Source organism: Azonexus sp. (assembly GCF_049652925.1).
In the GTDB taxonomy this organism is placed as follows: Bacteria; Pseudomonadota; Gammaproteobacteria; order Burkholderiales; family Rhodocyclaceae; genus Azonexus.
Genome location: NZ_JBASFI010000007.1, coordinates 22,045 through 41,419, shown reverse-complemented (window position 1 = coordinate 41,419; position 19,375 = coordinate 22,045). Strand labels below are relative to the sequence as shown.

At 58.2% G+C, this 19,375-nt stretch carries 21 protein-coding genes; 6 read left to right on the top strand and 15 right to left on the bottom strand.

Translation table 11 applies throughout. The features are described 5' to 3' along the window. The 4 genes from WBK19_RS02970 to WBK19_RS02955 form a co-directional block, all read right to left on the bottom strand. Positions 1-378: VWA domain-containing protein (locus tag WBK19_RS02970; protein WP_511286799.1), on the bottom strand; the 378-nt coding region annotated here is incomplete at its 3' end. A gap of 13 nt (positions 379-391) precedes the next feature. Continuing rightward, the gene (locus tag WBK19_RS02965; protein ID WP_511286797.1) at positions 392-1,351 is read right to left on the bottom strand and encodes a hypothetical protein; all 960 of its coding nucleotides are present in this window, start codon (positions 1,349-1,351) and stop codon (positions 392-394) included. A gap of 30 nt (positions 1,352-1,381) precedes the next feature. Then, entirely contained in the window at positions 1,382-2,038 is a 657-nt protein-coding gene (locus tag WBK19_RS02960) for a TerD family protein (protein ID WP_494650576.1), read from the bottom strand. 19 nt (positions 2,039-2,057) lie between these two features. After that, positions 2,058-3,227, bottom strand: coding sequence for a hypothetical protein (locus WBK19_RS02955; protein ID WP_494650575.1), 1,170 nt, complete (start codon positions 3,225-3,227; stop codon positions 2,058-2,060). 191 nt (positions 3,228-3,418) lie between these two features. On the opposite strand from WBK19_RS02955, the gene WBK19_RS02950 reads away from it, so the two are divergent. Beyond that, entirely contained in the window at positions 3,419-3,646 is a 228-nt protein-coding gene (locus WBK19_RS02950) for a hypothetical protein (protein ID WP_494650573.1), read from the top strand. A gap of 30 nt (positions 3,647-3,676) precedes the next feature. Next, the gene (locus WBK19_RS02945) at positions 3,677-3,961 is read left to right on the top strand and encodes a DUF2325 domain-containing protein (RefSeq protein ID WP_424191413.1); all 285 of its coding nucleotides are present in this window, start codon (positions 3,677-3,679) and stop codon (positions 3,959-3,961) included. 183 nt (positions 3,962-4,144) lie between these two features. Here the strand turns inward: WBK19_RS02945 and WBK19_RS02940 are convergent, their stop codons facing one another. Both WBK19_RS02940 and WBK19_RS02935 read right to left on the bottom strand, forming a co-directional pair. Then, the gene (locus tag WBK19_RS02940; RefSeq protein WP_153133014.1) at positions 4,145-7,111 is read right to left on the bottom strand and encodes a Tn3 family transposase; all 2,967 of its coding nucleotides are present in this window, start codon (positions 7,109-7,111) and stop codon (positions 4,145-4,147) included. Between the two features lie 60 nt (positions 7,112-7,171). Further along, positions 7,172-7,801: a recombinase family protein gene (locus WBK19_RS02935; RefSeq protein WP_153133013.1), complete on the bottom strand. Its 630-nt coding sequence runs from the start codon at positions 7,799-7,801 to the stop codon at positions 7,172-7,174. A 168-nt stretch (positions 7,802-7,969) separates the two neighbouring features. On the opposite strand from WBK19_RS02935, the gene WBK19_RS02930 reads away from it, so the two are divergent. Together WBK19_RS02930 and WBK19_RS02925 are read left to right on the top strand one after the other, a co-directional pair. After that, positions 7,970-8,242 (top strand): CopG family ribbon-helix-helix protein, encoded by a 273-nt coding sequence (locus tag WBK19_RS02930; protein WP_129927733.1) that lies wholly within the window; start codon positions 7,970-7,972, stop codon positions 8,240-8,242. Continuing rightward, positions 8,230-8,523, top strand: a complete 294-nt coding sequence (locus tag WBK19_RS02925; RefSeq protein WP_129927734.1) for a type II toxin-antitoxin system RelE/ParE family toxin — start codon at positions 8,230-8,232, stop codon at positions 8,521-8,523. Before WBK19_RS02930 ends, WBK19_RS02925 begins: the two co-directional genes overlap by 13 nt. A gap of 260 nt (positions 8,524-8,783) precedes the next feature. Here WBK19_RS02925 and WBK19_RS02920 read toward each other — a convergent pair whose 3' ends face one another. The 6 genes from WBK19_RS02920 to phnC form a co-directional block, all read right to left on the bottom strand. Continuing rightward, on the bottom strand, positions 8,784-10,214 hold the full coding sequence (locus WBK19_RS02920) for an IS1182 family transposase (protein WP_226461979.1): 1,431 nt from the start codon (positions 10,212-10,214) through the stop codon (positions 8,784-8,786). A gap of 290 nt (positions 10,215-10,504) precedes the next feature. After that, entirely contained in the window at positions 10,505-11,434 is a 930-nt protein-coding gene (locus tag WBK19_RS02915) for a LysR family transcriptional regulator (protein ID WP_153133012.1), read from the bottom strand. Then, a complete protein-coding gene (locus WBK19_RS02910; RefSeq protein WP_153133011.1) occupies positions 11,431-12,438 on the bottom strand; it encodes a phosphonate dehydrogenase in 1,008 nt (335 codons plus the stop codon). The genes WBK19_RS02915 and WBK19_RS02910 overlap by 4 nt, the downstream gene beginning before the upstream one ends. Before the next feature lie 11 nt (positions 12,439-12,449). Continuing rightward, entirely contained in the window at positions 12,450-13,256 is an 807-nt protein-coding gene (gene phnE, locus WBK19_RS02905) for a phosphonate ABC transporter, permease protein PhnE (protein ID WP_153133010.1), read from the bottom strand. Between the two features lie 2 nt (positions 13,257-13,258). After that, the gene (gene phnD / locus WBK19_RS02900) at positions 13,259-14,113 is read right to left on the bottom strand and encodes a phosphate/phosphite/phosphonate ABC transporter substrate-binding protein (protein ID WP_153133009.1); all 855 of its coding nucleotides are present in this window, start codon (positions 14,111-14,113) and stop codon (positions 13,259-13,261) included. 3 nt (positions 14,114-14,116) lie between these two features. Then, the gene (phnC, locus tag WBK19_RS02895) at positions 14,117-14,926 is read right to left on the bottom strand and encodes a phosphonate ABC transporter ATP-binding protein (protein ID WP_153133008.1); all 810 of its coding nucleotides are present in this window, start codon (positions 14,924-14,926) and stop codon (positions 14,117-14,119) included. Positions 14,927-15,599: 673 nt separating this feature from the next. Here phnC and WBK19_RS02890 point away from each other — a divergent pair. Both WBK19_RS02890 and WBK19_RS02885 read left to right on the top strand, forming a co-directional pair. Then, positions 15,600-17,003, top strand: coding sequence for an IS701 family transposase (locus WBK19_RS02890; protein WP_494650601.1), 1,404 nt, complete (start codon positions 15,600-15,602; stop codon positions 17,001-17,003). 13 nt (positions 17,004-17,016) lie between these two features. Next, a complete protein-coding gene (locus WBK19_RS02885) occupies positions 17,017-17,223 on the top strand; it encodes a hypothetical protein (RefSeq protein WP_511286791.1) in 207 nt (68 codons plus the stop codon). On the opposite strand, the gene WBK19_RS02880 is transcribed toward WBK19_RS02885, so the two are convergent. From WBK19_RS02880 to WBK19_RS02870, 3 genes are read right to left on the bottom strand one after another with little or no spacing between them, the layout of a single operon-like run. Then, positions 17,175-17,741, bottom strand: coding sequence for a hypothetical protein (locus WBK19_RS02880; protein WP_511286789.1), 567 nt, complete (start codon positions 17,739-17,741; stop codon positions 17,175-17,177). The two genes, WBK19_RS02885 and WBK19_RS02880, sit on opposite strands and share 49 nt — an antisense overlap. Then, a complete protein-coding gene (locus WBK19_RS02875; RefSeq protein WP_310492147.1) occupies positions 17,741-18,061 on the bottom strand; it encodes an integration host factor subunit beta in 321 nt (106 codons plus the stop codon). The genes WBK19_RS02880 and WBK19_RS02875 overlap by 1 nt, the downstream gene beginning before the upstream one ends. Before the next feature lie 29 nt (positions 18,062-18,090). Beyond that, on the bottom strand, positions 18,091-19,332 hold the full coding sequence (locus WBK19_RS02870) for a competence protein CoiA family protein (RefSeq protein ID WP_511286787.1): 1,242 nt from the start codon (positions 19,330-19,332) through the stop codon (positions 18,091-18,093). Positions 19,333-19,375 lie beyond the last annotated feature (43 nt).

Here is a 19,375-nt window from a genome sequence, read left to right as displayed (position 1 = left end):
GTGCTCGAGCGCCCGCTCGAGCACGAAGCTGTAGGTCGTGCCGCCCTTCCAACCCGGAACCCTGTCGACGATGTTGCGCGTGACGTAGTCGCGCGCATCGTCGGGCGTCACCGCGCCCACGTAGTGGGCGCTGTCTTCGCCAGCGCTGAAGGTGAAGACATCCATCCTGCGGTCCGGGTCGAGCACCATGCAGTAGGGTACGAGCCGCTCGATCAGGATGCTGGTCGTGCCCTCCTCGTGTTCGTGCTCGAACGAGCCGGAGACGTCGATGATCGCGGCGGTTTCCGCCTTCACGTTCGCCACCACGCCGGCCTTGTCGAGCGCCAAGCGCAGCGCGTTGGCCGACTTGTCCAGATTCAGTGTGAGTTTGCTGTTCATGTTTGCTCCTGGTTCAGGGTTTCAATTGACTGATGATGTCCCGCAGCCGATAGGCCAGTTCGCCGGCTTCGGTCGGCGAGATCGTGGTCTTGCTGGCGCTGAGGGTGGCGATGGACGCGATGCTGCCGATGAACGCCGGCATCACGACCAGCGCAACGTTCTGGATGGCGCCGATCAGGCGGATCGGCTGCTCGATCTGTATTTCTCGCGTGGAGCCGGCTTGCCGCATCTGCACCAGGGTCTGCGTCAGACTCATGCTGCGCTCCACGAAGCACTGCGCCAGTGCGGCGTCGCCCTGACGAAGGCGCTCCGACAGGAACAGGGCGCCGATGGCAGAAGCTTCGACCTGTGCCGCGGTCCCCTCCATCGACCCGGACAGGCGCAGCAGCCGGTCCTTCAGATCCAGCAGGGGGTCGAGTGCGCCACCCATGAGTGCCAGCAGCTGCTCCAGCTCGGCCTGGGCCTGGGCAAGTTCGCCCGGCGTGTCGATCCGGCTGTTGATGCCTTGGAACAGCCGGCCCACGAGACTGTCGCCGCCATGTCCGCAGACGGCCATGAGGTCGATCGATCCCAGAATGTCCATCATTCGCGCGAGGTAGCCCTCCACCTGACGCAGCACAGGGCTGCGCGCAAGGGCAAGCATCTCGGTGACGAGGTCGCCGTGCACCTGCTGCAGGTTGTGGCCCCACAGGATCGCCTTGCGCTGCGAAGCCTTGTCGACGACGAATGCGCCGACCAGTGCTCGCGCCTGCTGGTATACCCCGGCAGCTGCGCCTGGCGACAACGCTTGCAAATCCGACACAGCCACTTCGATCCGCTTTCGTTCGGCACCCGGGATGGCCGTCGGCTGCCGCACCACCGGCGTGGCAGCGGGGACACGACGCGTCGGCGACAGGACGTCCTGCGCTTGCGGCGCGGCCCCCGCGGGGGTGCGCAGCGAAGCGCCCGGGGCGCCGATGACCGTCGGGCGCAACTTGTCCTTCGTGGGCGGCACAGCAGGCCTTCAGGAGAAGTGGCCCAGAACGTCGTTGAACGTTCCCGTGAAGCCGCGGCCGACAGGCGCGTACTCCCAGCCGTTGTCGCCGTGCATGATGCTGCCCAGCTGCACCACGTTGAACTCGCCGAATTCCTTGGACAGCTGGTAGGCGCCCAGCTCGCGCCCGCTCTCGTCGGCGATGGTGACGGTGCAGACCTCAATGTCAGCGAAGGCCGCCTCGTCCTCGGCCGCGGAGCCCTCGTCGTGCCCCGCGGTGTGTTCGGCCTTGTGGACGGTGGCGAAGAGGGGGATCTCGTTCACGTCCGCGGGAAGTTTCGAGCCATCGATGACGATGGTTTCGGTGTTGCCCTGGACCCGGACGTCGCCGGAGTGCCGCAGCCCGCCCGTGGGCGTGGCGAAGGAGCCGTCGGCCGCGGTTGGCAGCACGCCGGTCTTCGGGCTCATCTTCGTCGTGTTGTAGGTGGACAGAATCTCTTCGAGCACCGTAACCTTCGCGCCATTGCCGCCGTTGCGTGCCTCGAGCGCATGGATGTCGATGTCGTCCTGATGGCGGGCGTCGCACTGCCATGCGACGGTCACCTTGAACGCAGCGCCCTTGTTGAGCGAGAGTTGCAGCTTGCGGGCCGGCGCGGCACCGGGCTTGTCAAGGGTTAGTGTGAGCATGGTTTTCTCCGGGTTGTTGTCATGCCTTGCGCAGCGCCGCGAGCTCGGCTCGCGACTGCTCGAACATCTGCCGCGCCGCCTCGAACTTCGCTTCGGTTTCCTGCTTTGCGGTTTCGACCAGTTCGTGGATCTCGCGCGTCTGCGTGATGATCGCGGCGATTTGCTGCGCCTGCGCGACACGGTTGTCACCGGGTGCCTTGGCCGCGGCGATTGCCACGTCCTTGGTGGCCTGGCCGCGCAGTTGCGTCAATTGCTGGTCGAGGCGCGCCTGGCGCTCAGCGATCTGCTGCACCGACTTGACCGCGAATGCACCGTGGATAGCCAGCAAGGTCATCTTGATCGACGCGAAGCGCGAGGACACCGTTGTGGCGGTCTCCTGCAGCGTCGCGATTCCGGCGGCCTCGATCTGTTGGATCACCATCTGGTCGGCCGGCAGGCGCGTATAGGTGCCTTCGAGCGCAAGGGCCCGACTTTCCAGCAGGCTGAGCTTGTCCTGCAGCTCACGCAACCGTGCCTGGGCGGACACGTCGGCAGGGTCCGCTGCCGCAGTCTGCTGCGCTACGTACTGCCGGGCCTTTTCGAGAAACGCCCGCGCGACTGCAGCATCGACGGTGAAGCTGGCGAAGTGCGTGCCGTACGATTGCTTGAGGCTCTCCAGCGCCTGCAGTTCGCCGAACAGCGTCTTCATTTCCTTGGACAGTTCGCCCTCCAGGCGGACCATCTCGTCGGCCAGCGTCTGCGTCCGGATCGAGATCAACTCGCCGATCTCCTGCATGAACTCGCGAAAGGCTTCCTCGGGCTTGCGGCCGGTGAGCTTGGCTAACAGACCGGCGAAGAACCCCGGGGCTTCACCCTGTTGGATCTTCTCCAGGATTTCAGGCAGCTTGGCGTCATCGACACCTTTTTCCAGGCGCCCGAAGAGAGCGAACACCTTGGACGCCGTCTTTTTGTCGAGCCGGGCGAGGAAGCCGTCGAGGGTCTTCTGCAGCGCCTGTTCGGCACCGAGGCCGATCTTGATGATGTCGCCGGATGGAACGTCCGCGAAGTCCAGCGCGGCAAGCGCCTGCTCGGCTTGCGGCACCTGCTCCGGCCGGAGCACGATGGCTCCGGTCTCCAAGGAATCTTGCACGAGGGGGCCCTGCCTTGGCGAGGGCGGTGGCACTACGGTAGGGGCGATGTTGCGTTCCACTAATTTCTCCTCTGCCGGTCGGATCGGGAATAACACCGCCCATCCCGCATGGTCAATGTTGGGAGTTTTTGGCTAAAACCCCGGAAAGTCCATCTTGCTCAAAAATTACGCGGTAGCTTACGATCATTACCCACCGGTAAGTTTGGCATACTTGCATCAGCAATGTCCGGTTAGAACGCGAATAAATACATTTGATTGCTGTTATTGCCCTGCTCTGGAATGTAGTCGTTTCCCGCAAAGGCTTGCTGGATGGGCATCTTCGCGGGCAGCGCGATGAAGTCTGGCAGCACAATGTTCGGCTCAAAGCAGAATTGGCAGAACGGGACAAGGAACTGAACCGCCTGCGGGAATTCGCCCGTTATGCAGAGGAGACGCTGGAATCCTTGGCTCGCGAGGATGAGGCACTGTCAGACCCCTAAAGCGATCTCGCTGGGAAATGAGTGTTGTTCATGGGCGGCAGGTCCAGCGTAGTGACCTCTTACCGGGAGGTGGTTGAGCAATCTGGCGGACGTTTCCTGTCTCACGACGGTGGCCTGAAAGAAAGCATGCACCGGATCGATGGCGTGCTGGCCGCTGCCGATATTGCGATCTGTCAGGCCGGCTGCATCAGTCATAACGCCTACTGGCGAGTAAAGGATCTGTGTAAGCGTACTGGCAAGCTCTGCATGTTTATGAAAACGAGCGGGGCATCCAGCTTTGAGCGCATGGTCGGCGAGGTGAGCAAGAAACAATAGCCACGACCGGGTTGGAAATTGAAATGAGATTTATTTTCATTTACAATTCTGGCTATTGCATTACTCCTTTTGCAAGCCAGCCACCCATGGAAAATCCCTAGTTCTACTTTGTCAGATTAGAAAACAGGCTGATGCGGACGCCATCTGATAGGGGAGGTTTGACGAAAGGGAAATTAAAGTACGTTAAGCCTTTGGAATTGGTAGTAACGGCCTGAATCCGCCTTTCTCGACCCTCCGATGCTGTTTCCAGGCGTAGTCGCCAGTCAGATTGATATGGTTCCAGTGAATCGGCGCAACATGCTTGAGCAACGCCTCATCAATGGGATATTCCTGGGCACGCATCGCGTTGACTGCCCGTTCCAAGTAGACCGTATTCCACAAGATAATCGCCGCCACAACCAGATTGAGGCCACTGGCTCGGTGACGTTGAAGCTCGTAGGTGCGATCCCGGATTTCGCCAAGCCGGTTGAAGCATACGGCGCGAGCCAATGTGTTTTTCGCCTCACCCTTGTTCAGGCCGGCAGTCACGCGCTGGCGCAAGCGCGGGTCGAGCAGCCAGTCCAGCGCAAAAATAGTGCGCTCGATGCGCCCAATTTCGCGCAGTGCAAGCGCCAGGCCGTTTTGTCGTGGATAGCTGGCAAGCTTGCGCAACATCAGCGATGCTGTCACGGTGCCTTGTTTGATTGACGTGACCAGGCGCAGATATTCCTGCCATTGCGTCAGAATAATTTTCTGATTGATTTTTTCACCAAGAAAGTTCGCCAGCGCCGGGTAATTCTTCGGGTCATCGGGTACGAACAGGTTCTTGTCCTTGAGGTCACGAATACGGGGTGCGAAGCGGAAGCCAAGTGGCGGGCACAATGCAAATATGTGATCGGTAAAGCCGTTGGTGTCCGTATAGTGTTCCTCGATGTTCAGTTCCGATTCGTGGTACAGCAAACCATCCAGCACATGCGTCGCGTCGCGTATTGTTGAGGTGATGGCCTTGATGTGATACGGCGCGTATTGGTCGGAAATATGCGTATAGAAGTTGATTCCGGGATCTGAACCGTACCGTAAGTTGACCTGTCCGGTTTGCCCGCCACGACCGCCAACCTTGTAGTTCTGACCATCCGATGAAGAAGTCTTGCCCGTGCCCCAATGCGACGCGAACGGCAATCGATGCTGGTAGTTGACCAATTCGGCCAACCCTTTTGAATACGATTCATCACGAACGTGCCAGGCGCGCACGGTATCAAGTTTGTTGAACGTCGTTCCCGGACATGCCTCCGCCATTTTTGTCAGCCCCAGGTTGATGGCGTCGGCCAGGATCACTGTCAGCAATGCCGACCTGTCCTTGGGCAGCGCATCGGTGCGCAGGTGCGTAAAGTGCCGGGTAAAGTCCGTCCATTGATCGACCTCAAGCAGCAGTTCGGTAATCTTGGGGCGAGGCATCACGCCAAAAATGTGTTCTTCAAGCCGTTCCGCTTCTTCCGGTACGCTTTTGGTCAGTGGCTTGATCTTTAACAATTCGTTGGCGATTTCTGCGTCAGGCAATTCACCGGCAGCGGCCAGGCGGTTCACTTCAACCAATTTCTCTTTGAGTAGCGCCAGTCGGTCCTGCAGATAGCGTTCGCCATCGGTGTCGATTGCCAGCGACAAATCGCCCGCATTGCGCAGCGCCGCAAATCGGTTTGGTGGCAAAAGGTATTCCTCGAAGTCCTTGAACTGCCGCGAACCTGGCACCCATACATCGCCCGACCGTAACGCATTTTTCAGTTCGGACAATGCGCACAGTTCATAGAAGCGGCGGTCAATGCCATCATCTTTCACGACATATTGTTCCCAGCGTGGTTTGATGAATTCGACCGGTGCATCTTTCGGCATCGACCGGGCGTTAGCCGCATTCATGGCTTTGATCGTGTCGATACCGTCCAGCACCTTTTGCGCGACCGGTGCTGCCTTGAACGCGAACGCTTCCAGCAAACGGGGCGAATAGCGCCGCACCTGGCTATAACCCTCCTCGATTAGATGAAGATGATCGAACGATTCCGGCTGCGCCAGCTTTTCTGCTTCCGTGATGCTTTGCGTGAAGGTCTCCCAGGGGATGACCGCTTCGATTGCCGTAAACGGATTGGTGCCGGTCTTGCGCGCATCAATCAGTGCATGGCCCACACGCGAATACAGCCGCACCTTGTCGTTGATCGCCTTGCCCTTGTTGTGGAACGATTCCGCATGCTTGCGTTTCGCATCGGAGAACATCTTGCCGATGATCCTGTCGTTCAAATCCAGTATCTGGTCGATGACGGTAGCCTGGGTATCGATCAGCATGGCCACCAGTGTCGCGTGCCGGCGCGTTGCTTCCAGATCGCGCAGATGTTGAATACTCATCTGCGTCCCTTCGCGGGCCAATTGCGTCAGTCGGCCTTGATGCACCATTTTATCAAGACCGACCGGCAAGCCGACCTCACGAATGGCATCAAGGCGACCAAGATGCAGCAGGATGCGCCTTGCCTTCGCTTCGCCGGGCGGCTGGCGCAGCCAGGTCAATACAATGGTGCGCACGTCATCGCGTGGCGTGAGCAGCTTGTCCAGTTGTTTGCGATGTGTGGCGTCCAATTCATCCGTCAATCGTTGGTAGAACAAGCGCGTGCCACGCGCCAATGCTTCCGCGCATAAACGGTCGATGACTCCTGCGGGCGGCAAAATGATGTGGTGCTTGCGCAGTATTTCAATCAACTGCTCGGCGATCACCATCCCTTTGTTTGTCTGGAGCGCCAGTTCCGTCAACGTGCCGCGTTGCTTCCGGTATTCCCCGGTAGAGAACGGACGATAGCCAAATGCCGCCTGCAATTCGAGCGCATGTTCGCGCCGGGTCTCGTCGCGCTGAGCATATTCGGCCCATGCTGCCGGATTGATGCGCAACTGCCGCGATACATGCGACAGAAGGGCATCCGGCGGCGTGGTATCGGCGGCCATCGCGTAGCCGGGGTAGCGCAGGTAGCACAGTTGAACAGCGAAGCCGATCCGGTTATGCGCCCCACGCCGCTGGCGAATGATCGACAGATCGCGCTCATCGAAGGTGTAATACCGCGCAATCTCCACATCGGAGCCAGGGAAGGCAAACAGCGCTTCCTGTTGGACGGTCGTCAAGAGTGATCGGCGTGGCATGGGTTATTCGGTTGTTGTCCGCAAATATTGGTAGAGCGTTTCCCGGCTGATGCCGAATTCTCAGCTTACATGTGTGCCAGGCGGGCCAGCGCGAGTGTCATTTTCAGAAGTCGGGGCGCTGCTATCCTTGGGTGCTGGCTGTGTAGTGCTTAATGCCACGTAAAGCGCAGTCTTTCCAATCTTGAGTCGTAGCGCGGCCTCGCGAACGTTGAGCCCTTGAGCTAGTAGCATCCTGGCCTTCTGCAATTTCTCGTCCGTCACCACGGGCTTTCGCCCTCCCTTGCGGCCACGTGCAGCGGCGGCGGACAAACCTGCCTTGGTGCGCTCACGGATCAGATCGCGCTCAAATTGTCCGAGCGCGCCAAATACGTGAAAGATGAGGCGACCGCCGGGTGTCGTGGTGTCGATGGCTTCGGTCAGGGAGCGAAATCCCACACCACGCGCCTCCAGTCCGGCGACAACCTCGATCAGATGAGGCAAGGAACGGCCCAGCCGATCAAGTCGCCAAACCCCAAGAACATCACCTTCACGCAGGAACGCCAGTGCCGATGACAGGCCGGGCCGTTCCGATGTAGAACCGGAAACCGTGTCCTCAAATATGCGCTCGCATCCGGCCTTGCGAAGCGCATCCGTCTGCAAGGCAGTATCCTGTTCCGCGGTCGATACACGTGCATAGCCAATCAATGCCATTTCTGAGCTTTTTGTCCGTTATTCCGTCCGACAATTATATTGTCCGACTTCTCGCTAAATCAACATCTTTACGGACAATATTGGCGCGGCCGTTAGACGATCATTTGACGGACAGGGCCGGAAGGGCTAAGTTATCACTAGGTATTACCAAGTGATAGGAGAACAGCAATGGCAACATCGCTCAAGATTGAAGAGGCGCTGAAGGGCCGCGTCCAACACCTCGCCAGTCAGCGCCGCCGCTCGCCGCACTGGATCATGCTCGAAGCCATCCAGCAATACGTCGAACGGGAGGAAGCCCGCGAGAGCTTCAAACAGGAAGCCTTAGCTTCCTGGGCGGCCTATCAGGAAACCGGACGGCACTTGACCGGCCAGGAAGTGCGCACCTGGTTGAACACCTGGGGCACCGAAGACGAAAAGGCGATGCCTGAGTGCCACACGTAATCGTCACCGAAGGCGCGGCGGATGGTTTGGAACGATGTCGGCAGTTCCTGGTCGCCAAGGCCCCGGAAGCCGCCAGGCGGGCCGGCCAGGCCATTGAGCGGCACTTCCTGCTGCTGGAAACGGCCCCAGACATTGGCCGACCGCTCCCTGACATGCCGGAGTTGCGCGAGCTGGTGATTACCTACGGGGATTCCGGCTATGTGGCCTTGTACCGCCACGAACCGGCGGCCGATGCGGTCTATGTCATGGCATTCCGTCACCAGAAAGAGGCGGGCTACTGATGAGCATGAACGAATTCCGCCGATTGGTGCGGAATATCACGTGAGTTGACCATGAATTCTCACCAAATATAACCAGCAAATATCAGGCGCCTGACCAACTTGGCATAGTTACAATGAAATTATCATCAGGCAACTGCCGGCCCAGAGTGTGTAAAAACGTAGCGGGAATTTTGCAGGCCTGACGTGCGGTTGGGCCGTCGCGATGGGGAATTGGTGGAATTGGGTAGTAAAACGACAGACCGGTTCGAATTAAGGCCTTTTCAGGCCCGCATTGCTTCCATCAGGGACTCATTGCCCAGGATTTTCATCACACGCTTCAAATTGTAGGCGAGCACATGTAATCCCATCTCCGTGCTCACCCGATCCAGTGTTCTGGTCAAGAAGTGCGCGCTGCCCATCCACAACTTGAGCGTTCCGAAGGGATGCTCCACCGTCTGACGCCGGATACGCATGCTGTCGGGTGCGTGATCCAGTCGGTTTTGCATGGCCATAAGCACACCCTCATGTTCCCATCGAGTGATGCGTCGTTTCGTACTGGGGGTGCATTTCTCCTTGATGGCACATCGCTGGCAGTTTGAACTCCAGTACCGATTTTGCAGCAAGCCGTCCTGCCGACTCGCGTATCGCCAGATCAGGTGGTCTCCGGCCGGGCAGCAGTATTCATTTTTCTCCGCATCGTAAATGAAGTCAGCCCGGTCAAATCGTCCCGCCGCCTTAGCGCCGGAAGTGGTCGTTTTGGGAACAATGGCATGAATGCCCGCTTCGTGGCAGGCCAAAATTTCTTCGCCCTTGAAATAACCCCGGTCGGCAATCACGGTGAGGTCTGCCACGCCCATCGCCGCACGAGCGCTCTTGGCCATGGAACTCAGCTGGTCTCGGTCAATGCCGATGTTGGTGACCTCATGCGCAACAATGAGGTGATGCTTGGCATCCACTGCTGTCTGGACGTTGTAGCCGACGATCCCCGTGCCACGGGTCTTCATCGAACGGGCATCCGGATCGGTCAGGGAAATCTGCTTGTCCGGTGTTGCATTGAGTTGAACCTCAATGGCCTGAAGTTCTTTCATCTGTGCCTTCAGGGTAGCGATCTTGTCCTGTAGTCGCTCTGACCTGGCTTGCGCCACAGCCGGTTCTTGGCGGTCGGCGGTGTCAAGTTCAGTCAGGTAGCGATTGATACTTGATTCGATTTCCTCCATCCGCCGTTGCAGCTTGGCGCTGGTGAAATTCCGATCACGATTATTCACGGCCTTGAATTTGCTGCCGTCGATGGCGACCAAGGCTTCGGTGAAGAAACTTAATTGCTGACACAGGACAACGAATTGACGGCAAACATTCCGGATGGACTTGCCATTGTCCTTGCGGAAATTGGCGATAGTCTTGTGGTCAGGCGTGAGACGTCCCGTCAGCCACATCAGTTCTACATTACGCTGAGCCTCTCGCTCTAACCTCCGGCTCGACTGGATGCGGTTGAGGTAGCCGTAGATATAGAGTTTCAGCAGTACCGATGGATGGTAGGCCGGCCGCCCCGTCTCTGCCGGATCAACACCTTCGAAACCTAGTTTGCCTAGCGACAGTTCATCGACGAAGACATCAATCACACGGACTGGATTTGATTCGGAAATATAGTCATCGAGTAGCTCCGGCAACAATGTGCTTTGAGTCCGGCTCTCGCCTTGAACGAAACGCTTCATCTCAGTCGCCCCCAGTAAATGCCTACTGCATTGACCTGGCAAGGCGAAATTCGTTCACGTTTTTACACAGTCTGGGCCAAGAGCTGCCGGTCGCCTCTTCTCCTGAGTGGTCATCGGACCGACCGCTTGACTCTGAAACCTGCCGGAAAGCCTACGCGAGCAACTCGGCGTTATCGGTCATTGGGTGCGAGCAGATTTAGCGGCAGCTACAGCCTCCATTGCCGCCTTTCAACTACGTCCAACAGAATACTCTCAGATGACGAATCTGAGCGGCTGCTTGTCGAATTTCGCTACTCACCCAATGGCCAGCGCGCTGGATGAACCTGGACATTTTTTTGATGCGATAACGCGGCTGATTCAACCAGCCAAGTCCCGAATCGACAAGCCGCATGCTCATCGCTGAGCGAATCCCGCCAAACCACCTGAAGGGCCTTGCGTGGTGGCGGGTTTCCTTCCAGCGGGATGGCGACTAGCTTCCCTGATCTTGTCTCATCATCGACAGTTCCGGCAAGTGCCAACGACACACCCATCCCCGCTTTCACCCATTGCTTGACGGCATCGGTTGAACCCAGGCGTGCACCGATTGATAGCTCTGCCAATTCGATACCCAGATACTCCGCCAGAAGCCGTCCAGTACCCGTACCGGGCTCGCCGCCAAGCATCGGCGTCTGCCTTAATTGGCTGCAACTCAAATAGGGCAATCCTGCCCAGGGATGTTCAGGCGCAACGATGACAACCATTTCCTCTGTTCGCCAGACGCGCGAGACATAGCCTGGACGCTCGTCCCACCATTCCATGAGAGCGACATCAATCTCGCCTTTGGCGAGTTGTTCGGCAACCACCAGGTTTCGGCTAATCTGGATGTCAATGCTTGCCCCGCTTTCGTCGCCATACGCCTTGAGATAAGGGTGGAGCAGATAGATGCCAATATTGCTGCTGGCGCCGACGACAAGGCGACGCTCTCGAAATGTGTTGAGCGCATTGTTGGCGAGGCGGTGGAGATCTCGGGCATGACCTTCGAACTCCCGCCCTTCCACCGTCAACCGACAGCCCTTGGGGTCCCGCTCGACAAGACGGGCACCCAGTAGGCGCTCCAGCTTTTGTAATTGCTGTGAGATGGCCCCCTGGGAAATCCCCAGCTCTTGCGCCGCTGCACGAAAGCTGCCCAGTCGGGCGATAGCGAGAAAACTCGCAACCTGGTCGAGGTTGAGTGTGTTCAGGCTGCGACCTTTGCTACCGGGCGATTGACTGCACCTTGCGGTTCCTGGCCAGCCAAGGCCTGCAGGATATTGGTCGTTGCCTCCATTTCAATCGCCAGGCGGACGGAGTCCACGGCAGAGCCAATATGTGGTGTGAACAGCGTTCGCTCGGAATCCGCCAGCAGACGTCCGGATATATTCGTCGGTCGATCCGGCCGGGCCCACTCCTCGAGTTCGAAGACATCCGCGGCATACCCGGCGAGCTTGCCGGCAGCAAGCGCATCAGCCACCGCCTCCTCATCGACGACGGAACCACGACAGGCATTGACGAGGAACGCTCCGGCTTTCATGGTTGTGATCGCATCGGCGTCGATCAGGTGAAGCGTTTCTTCGCTGATCGGAAGCATCGGAACGACATAGTCGCTTTCCGCCAGCAATTGATCCACAGCGACACGGCGCAGACCAAGGCGAGCCTCTATCTCGGGGGGCAAAGGTCGGGGGTCGGCGTACAACAGCTTTAGTTCATAGCCTTGCAAGCGGGCAACGATGGCCTGTCCCACAGCACCCATGCCGATGATGCCTAAAGTTCGGCCTGTCAGGCCGGCGCCGTAAAGCACAGGTCGCCATCCGTCGAAGGAACCGCTGCGGACCAGTTGATCGCCCTGAATAATCTTCCTGGTAAGTCCGATCAACAGGCCGATCGTCAGTTCCGCTGTCGGAATGGTCAGCAGATCGGGCACATTGGTGAGCCAGATGCCATGCTGGGTACAGGCATCGACATCGTAGTTGTCATAACCCTTCAAGGCACAGCCGACGACTTTCAGACGGGGACAGGAAGACAGAAACTCTTGGTCGACGCTGTCGGTCATGAAGGTCATGATCGCATCTGCATCCTTGGCGCGACTCAGGATTTCCTCTCTGGAGAGGCGCTCGCGAGTCGTATTGGGAACTACGTCGCAATGTTCAGCCAGCCGATTGATGACTTCCGGATGCACCCAGCTGGTAAGGACGACTTTAGGCTTCATATTGTCTCCATTCATTTGAAGCGTTTTCTGAGCGTGCTGCTGAATGTATCAACCAGCGTAACCATGAGCAGGATCACAAGCAGGATGGCCGAGACCTCCTGATACTGCATGATGCGCAGAGAACCCATGAGCTCGAAGCCAATGCCGCCAGCGCCCACCATGCCCATGACAGTCGAGGCACGGAAGTTGTATTCCCAGCGATAGATCGAGATGTCCGCCATTTGCGGCAGCACTTGCGGGATAACCCCGTGCAGGAGAACCTGGATAGGCGTGGCGCCAGCGGCACGAGCTGCCTCAATGGGCGCTTCGTCGGCATGCTCGATGGCTTCGGCAAAGAACTTGCCGATCATGCCTACAGAGTGCAAGCCCAAAGCCAGTACGCCAGGCAGCGCGCCAAAGCCAACCGCAGCAACGAAAATGATGCCCAGGATCAGTTCGGGAATCGAGCGCAGCGCATTCAGGGTGGCTCGGGCCACCTGATAGATCACCGGATGCGGCGTGGTGTTGCGGGCCGCGAGGAAGGCCAGGGGAATAGATAGCACGACCGCCAGAGCGGTACCGGCCACGCTCATGGCCAGCGTATCGATCAGCGGTTTGAGCCAACTGCGGGCGTTCTGAAAGTCCGGCGGGAACATTTCACTGAGTAAAAGGAGGATGGCAGGGCCTCCGTCAGCTAGGCGCTCCCCGTCGAACAGTCCGACATAGTGGATGCATAGGCCGATGACAAGAAGCATCGTCACCAGTCGCAGCGCGCCGCTGTTCCAGGCGCGCTGCTGTTGATCAATGATCACATTGTGATCGAGGCTGCGAGTATTCATGCTTACTGGAACTTGGCGAGATCAATCTTGAGGAGGGGGCCCAGATTGCGGACGACGTCGTAATGCTTGTCGGTAATCACGTCAAAACCTTCCGCCTTGAAGGGCTTGAGAACAGCAGGGTCCTTAAGATTGAGGAAGGCGGCGCGAATCTTCTCCTTCAATTCAGGATTCAGGTTGGAGCGCATCGTCCAGGGGTACTGGGGAAAGGGCTTGGAATATTCGAGAACCGACACCTTGGCCGGATCGATGATTTTGCGCTCGACCAAGGACTCGAAGATCGGACGGCTCAAGCCACCGGCTTGGGCATGTCCGTTCTGGACTGCCATGGCGACAGCATCATGCGAGCCGACAAAATGTTCCTGATAGTCCCGGCCGGCATCTAGCGACTTTTCGGCAAGGACGGACTTTGGAATCAGGTGGCTCGACGTCGATGCCTTGTCGCCGAATGCCATGTTCCTGCCTTTGATGTCCTCGATGCGCGTAATCCCGGCACTTGTATTGGCGATGATCACCGACTGGTAGGTCGTGCTGCCCTTGGCCTTGAGGGCCACAAAGGGTTCGATCTCGCTTTTCTGGCGAGCCAGTACGTAGGAGAGCGGGCCGAAGTAGGCCAGATCGATGCGCCCGAAGCGCATGGCTTCGATCATTGACGAATAGTCGGTAGTTACGATCAGTTCAACCTTCTTACCAAGGGTGGTCTCCAGGTAATCCTTCAGGGGCTGGTTGTTCTTGATGACGGTGCCAGCATTTTCGTCCGGCAGCAGGGCCACCTTGAGCGTTTGCGGGTCCGGATTGGGCGCGGCATGAACGCCAATGGCGATGGTGAGTGCGCCGAGCAGGGCGAGCAGATTTTTCATGGGTTAGTCCTCAATGATGGCTAGGTCAAGCGATGGATTGTTTAGGAGGTGAGCATTTTTGGTGGGCCGCGTGGGCACTGGCGTCGTCTGGTCGTAGATCATGTCAAGCACACCCTCGGTCAGCGCATCGGGCGACCCATCGAAGACGATGCGGCCTTGGGCCAGGCCGATCACCCGGTCGGCGTACTCTATGGCGAATTCGACCTGGTGCAGACTGACCACGGTAGTAATCCCATCTTCGCGGCAGATCTGTTTGAGTTGGGTAAGTATCCGGCGAGAACTGGCGGGATCGAGACTCGCCACGGGCTCGTCGGCCAGCATCAGGCGGGGTTGTTGTGCCAGGGCCCGAGCAATGCCTACTCGTTGCTGTTGCCCGCCGCTCAGTTGGTCTACCCGGTGCAGTGCCTTGTGCAGTAGACCAACCCGGTTCAGGCATTCCAGCGCTATCTGGCGCTCGGCGCGTGGCAGCGGAAAGAGGCTACGCCAGGTGGAGTGATAGCCGATACGCCCGAGCAACACGTTGGCCAGGGCCGTATGGCGCTCGATGAGCTGGTGCTGCTGGAAAACCATGCCGGTCTGACGGCGATGGGTCTGCAAGGCCGCGCTGCCCTCAATCGCCCCGATGCCATCCACATTGATCTGACCGGTGCTTGGCTTGTTGAGCAGATTAAGACAGCGCAGGAGGGTGGATTTGCCGGCACCGGAAGCACCCAGCAGTACAGTAAACTCCCCGCGACCGAAACGTAGCGAGGTCGGCTGGAGGGCCACCAGATCGTCGTGGTATCGGATGGATACGTCGTTCAGATAAATCAAGGGCACCCCTTCCATGCCGCCGTGGCTGATTCGAGTTTCGAATCAACATCGGCATGCAATAAAGCAAATCAAATCGGAAGGGCGACATTAATCGCCGACGGTTACAATCGTGTTACCGCATTGTGAAGAATCGACTACGCGGACCAGGCGTCAGGTTAGTTCAAGGCACTCCGCACCAGAAATTTTCGTCGGGCGAGCTCGAATGGCAGCAACGTCATGTGTAGCAGTCGCTCAAACGGCGCGCACCAAATGACCGCTGAGAGCGAAGACTAGCGAGGGTACTGTTGGCGGGAACGGCAGCTGCAATCAAATACCAGCCGTTGAACACTTGGCTGCGCGAACGGCAGCTACGGGCACCCAGCTGCCGGACAGCCTGAAACCTTGAATGGCAGCAAACTGGCGTAAAGCTGGGATACGTGAACGAGGCTTTCGGCCGCCTAGCCGAGCGCCTCAAGCAGCTTGCCGGTTGATCGCCGGAATTTTCGGCGGTTCCGGCTTCTCGCGGCGCTTTGTACATAGGACTCCTGACCGTTCCCGGTCAGAAGTCCGCTGCACGCATGTGAATGTGACGCGCCCATTACGTCCGTTTCGGCTTACTTCCCCGTTACAGCCAATTCCAAAGGCTTAACGTACTTTAATTTCCCTTTCGTCAAACGTCCCCTGATATAATGCAATCCATTGTTTATCAACGAGTTGTCGATTACGATGTCAACTCAAATACCCCAATAGCATTGCCGCGCTGGTTGCTTCCGCAGTCGCGCACTTCGATTCCCACTTCGCGCCGTACCTTGCTTGCTTCCAGAGCCGCACGCGCTCGGTCGAAGACGCGGCACGCCTCTATTTGCATGGCCTCTTCCAGTGCCGCCGACGCAACCTGGAGAAGATGGCCGAGACCGTCTCGGGTAGTCGGTACCAGCGGCTCCACCACATGCTGAGCGAATCGGCCTGGAACCGCAGCGGCGTGCGCCGGCAACTGATTGCCGATGCCAACGTCCATTTCGGCCACGCCAGCGCGTTGGTGATTGATGAGAGTGCCTTCGCCAAGAAGGGCGACATGTCGGCCGGTGTCGCGCGCCAGTGGAACGGGCGCCTGGGCAAGACCGACAACAGCCAAGTCGGCGTCTTCGCCGCCGTGGTGCGGGATCGGGTCGCCGCGCTGGTCGAGGGGGAGTTGTATATTCCCGAGGAATGGTTCGCCGATGCGGCCCGTTGCCAGGAGGCTGGCATTCCCGAGGGAATGGAATTTTGCACCAAGGGCGAGATGGCGCTGCGCATGATCCATCGCCTGCGGCGGGAAGGGTTGCGTTTCGCCCACGTCGTGTTCGATGCCGGCTACGGGCATCTGCCGTGGCTGTTGCGCGCCCTGGCGGGCGAGCGCGAAACCTTCCTGGCGGAGGTTCATTCTGATCAGGCGATCTACCTGTCCGATCCGGCCCCGGCCGTACCGGCGCGTCAAACAACCAAAGGCAAAGCCCCCAGCCGTTTGCAGGCACAGACCCCGCCGCTGACAGCGACGGCCTGGGCCGTTGCCCAGCCGGCGTCGCGCTGGTGTCGGCTGTCGGTGCGCGAGGGAGAAAAGGGTGAAGTCGTCGCCGATTACCTGAAACAGCGGGTGTGGCTGTGGGATGGTACCGAACAACGGGCACGCTGCTGGCATTTGCTGGTGCGTCGCGAGATCGGTGGCACGAAGCTGAAGTTCTGCCTCTCCAATGCCAAGCCCGAGGCCAGCCTGCGCCGGCTGGCGGACATGCAGGTGGCCCGGCATTTCGTCGAGCGCGCGTTCGAGGACGCCAAGGGCGCCTGCGGTATGGCGGACTACCAGGTCAGGGGCTGGCAGGCATGGCACCATCACATGGCGCTGGTCATGGTCGCGCTGATGTTCCTCGCCAAGGAGCGTCTGGCCCATCGCGAGACGGCCGATCTGCTGTCCTGCAACGATTTGGTCGAGATCATGCGCCACAAGCTGCCGACCAAGATCGAAACCGATGCCGACCTCGCCGCGTCCATCGAGGATCGCCATCGACGACGACAGCTTGCCAAGGATTTTGCCTACAAAAAACAAGCCGCTATCCTCTAAGCATCGGATTGAAATGGAATCTGACAAAGTAGAAGTAGGCCCAATCACTCTAGACATCCCCATCGGCGGGAAGGATGTCTTCATCGTTCTCAAGCGCCGCTATCAGTTCAACTGGACGGCGTTCGGCAACTTCTATTTCCTGGAAACAGAGGGCGTTGTTGTCGCCGAAGATCAGCCAGCAAGTGCAGGCGCAGAGACCTGCGAGGCTTCCGCTGGCTGAGAAGCCGCGTTCGGGAATAGGGCGTCCAGCAGATCAGAAACGGAAGGCAGCTTCCGGAAGCGTGACCCTGGAATGTCCCGGTAGTGCTCGCGGACCTTCTTGTTGCCTTCCTTATCCCGTCGACCGGGAAGGACTGAGGAGTTGAAGGCATCGACGCTTGGCATCGGATCGTTCGGGGTGGCGCCAAAATAGCGGTAACCCTCGATAGCCAGGTCGAAGTCCCGATGGACAATGACCACAACGCAACTACCTAGCATCAGCGTGAAATCGGTTCGGACGGAGAAGCTTTTGTTTTTCCCCTCGGAGTTGACCTGCTTGATTTGAACGAACCGTGTTCGCCCTGACATTGTGAGGACCAGATCGAATCCCGACTCATCAACCTCAGTTCGAAGGATGTCCATACGGACCTCAGGATCGCGCCGCCAAAGCTCTCCAGCGAGTGCGGCGATCATAGAGTGGGTGAGCACGTTCTCGACGTATGAGGACCGGGTGGCGAGGGCAGCGCGGTAGTCAGGCATCAAGCCGCCTTCTTTATCGGTTCCGGTTCTTCCCTTGGTGCCGACGCTTCGATCCGCTCACGGAGTTCCTTCCCAGCCTTGAAGTGCGGTACCCTCTTTGCGCCAACCGCCACCTTCTCCCCGGTCTTCGGGTTCCGCCCGGTGCGTGGCGGACGGTAGTTCAGCGCGAAGCTGCCAAAGCCGCGAATTTCGATGCGATCACCTTGTGCCAGGGCTGCATTGATCGCAGCAAGGATTTCCGTGACCGACATTTCGGCGTCCTTTGTGACCAATGACGGAAAGCGTTCAGTGAGGCGGGCGATGAGTTCGGAGCGTGTCATAATCGTGCGATTGTAATCCATTCAAGAGCTTATCTCTTGAAACGGCTCCAATTCGGAAGGTATTTAATCGCCGGGATGAATACTCGGCGCTTTGCAATGAAGCCATCAGATTCCAGGTAGCCTTCCCGCTCAAGCTCCAGTAGAAATTCTGTTACCTCGTCATCGATATCTATTTGGGAGGTATAGCGCGAGTCAGGATCGTCGAATCCGGTCCCGTAGGAAAACGTGTCGTAGCGGGTGCGGCACCATTGGAGGACATCGCCAAGTCTGAACTCCCGCCTTTTAGTGTTGGCGACCACAAAACGGAAAAACACGCCTGTTCGCCAAACGATGGAAGGGCAGAGAAATGGCGGTCCAACGGCATCTCTGCGGTTGAAGAGCAGCGGCAAGGTTTCTGGTCGTCGATCCAGCAAGAAACAGTGATAGGTCAGTTTTGCTAGGTGGTTGAGTGTTTTGTAAGTCTCGATTCTTCGGTTCTGCGGGATGGACTGTAGCCATTCATGAGTCATTTCGCCGCCGTAGTCATCGGCTGCTTGGATTAGTAAGTCCCATCCCTCGCCGTCATCGTCCTCGTGGCGGTCGTCGTCATCAAGATCCGGGTCGTAGGGGTTATCTCGCCAATTCTCGTATTCATATTGAGCAATTTTTTCCTGCAACTGCTTCCGAAGTCGAGTTTGAAGATCAAATTCGTCGGGGTGGAACGCCCATTTTCGCAGCGACATCTTGGAGAGAACGGCTTTATCGATCTCCTCAAGTGGCGTATTCAGGGCAATTTTTGAGAGGTCGATTTCAACCGTTGGAATGCCGTAGCGCCTCAGCTTTGAACGCTTCTCTCGATCAACAAAATGGGTGACCGCCACTTCGACGAAAAGCAGCCCGGCGTCGGTCTCAAACTGGACATCGGGCACGATCTCCTTAAATCCCTGTTCGAAGGCGCCAGAAAGAATTGCGTGTTCCTTGCCGGGCACTGTCTCATCGACCCAAAACCTGTAGTTGTCGTCCTGGATAGCCACATAGAGAAAAGGCGTGGTGAATGCCAGTTGCCGGGCAATCAGGCGCTTTGCGTAATCGTGGAGCGCTGTTTCTGGCTTGTACGTGCAATCAGTCTTTGCGCGGTGGGCGAAGTGGTGGGCGGTATCCTCGCCCTTCTTCGCAATCAAATCGGCTTTGCAACCGGGACACTGGCAGTTGCATTTCAGTCCGCGATCCACATGGCTGATATGGATGTACTCGCCGTCGCGCCAGCCAAAGGGTAGCTTTACATCTGCCATCGGTTTCGAGCGCCCGAGTTAATGCTTGAAGTAGAGCCGACGC

Bases quoted from the DNA above. Each gene is read 5' to 3' on its own strand.
- WBK19_RS02960 (WP_494650576.1), bottom strand. From the start codon at position 2,038: ATGCTCACACTAACCCTTGACAAGCCCGGTGCCGCGCCGGCCCGCAAG.
- WBK19_RS02945 (WP_424191413.1), top strand. From the start codon at position 3,677: ATGGGCGGCAGGTCCAGCGTAGTGACCTCTTACCGGGAGGTGGTTGAG.
- WBK19_RS02940 (WP_153133014.1), bottom strand. From the start codon at position 7,111: ATGCCACGCCGATCACTCTTGACGACCGTCCAACAGGAAGCGCTGTTT.
- WBK19_RS02935 (WP_153133013.1), bottom strand. From the start codon at position 7,801: ATGGCATTGATTGGCTATGCACGTGTATCGACCGCGGAACAGGATACT.
- WBK19_RS02930 (WP_129927733.1), top strand. From the start codon at position 7,970: ATGGCAACATCGCTCAAGATTGAAGAGGCGCTGAAGGGCCGCGTCCAA.
- WBK19_RS02920 (WP_226461979.1), bottom strand. From the start codon at position 10,214: ATGAAGCGTTTCGTTCAAGGCGAGAGCCGGACTCAAAGCACATTGTTG.
- WBK19_RS02910 (WP_153133011.1), bottom strand. From the start codon at position 12,438: ATGAAGCCTAAAGTCGTCCTTACCAGCTGGGTGCATCCGGAAGTCATC.
- phnE (WP_153133010.1), bottom strand. From the start codon at position 13,256: ATGAATACTCGCAGCCTCGATCACAATGTGATCATTGATCAACAGCAG.
- phnD (WP_153133009.1), bottom strand. From the start codon at position 14,113: ATGAAAAATCTGCTCGCCCTGCTCGGCGCACTCACCATCGCCATTGGC.
- WBK19_RS02885 (WP_511286791.1), top strand. From the start codon at position 17,017: ATGGAATCTGACAAAGTAGAAGTAGGCCCAATCACTCTAGACATCCCC.
- WBK19_RS02880 (WP_511286789.1), bottom strand. From the start codon at position 17,741: ATGCCTGACTACCGCGCTGCCCTCGCCACCCGGTCCTCATACGTCGAG.
- WBK19_RS02875 (WP_310492147.1), bottom strand. From the start codon at position 18,061: ATGACACGCTCCGAACTCATCGCCCGCCTCACTGAACGCTTTCCGTCA.
- WBK19_RS02870 (WP_511286787.1), bottom strand. From the start codon at position 19,332: ATGGCAGATGTAAAGCTACCCTTTGGCTGGCGCGACGGCGAGTACATC.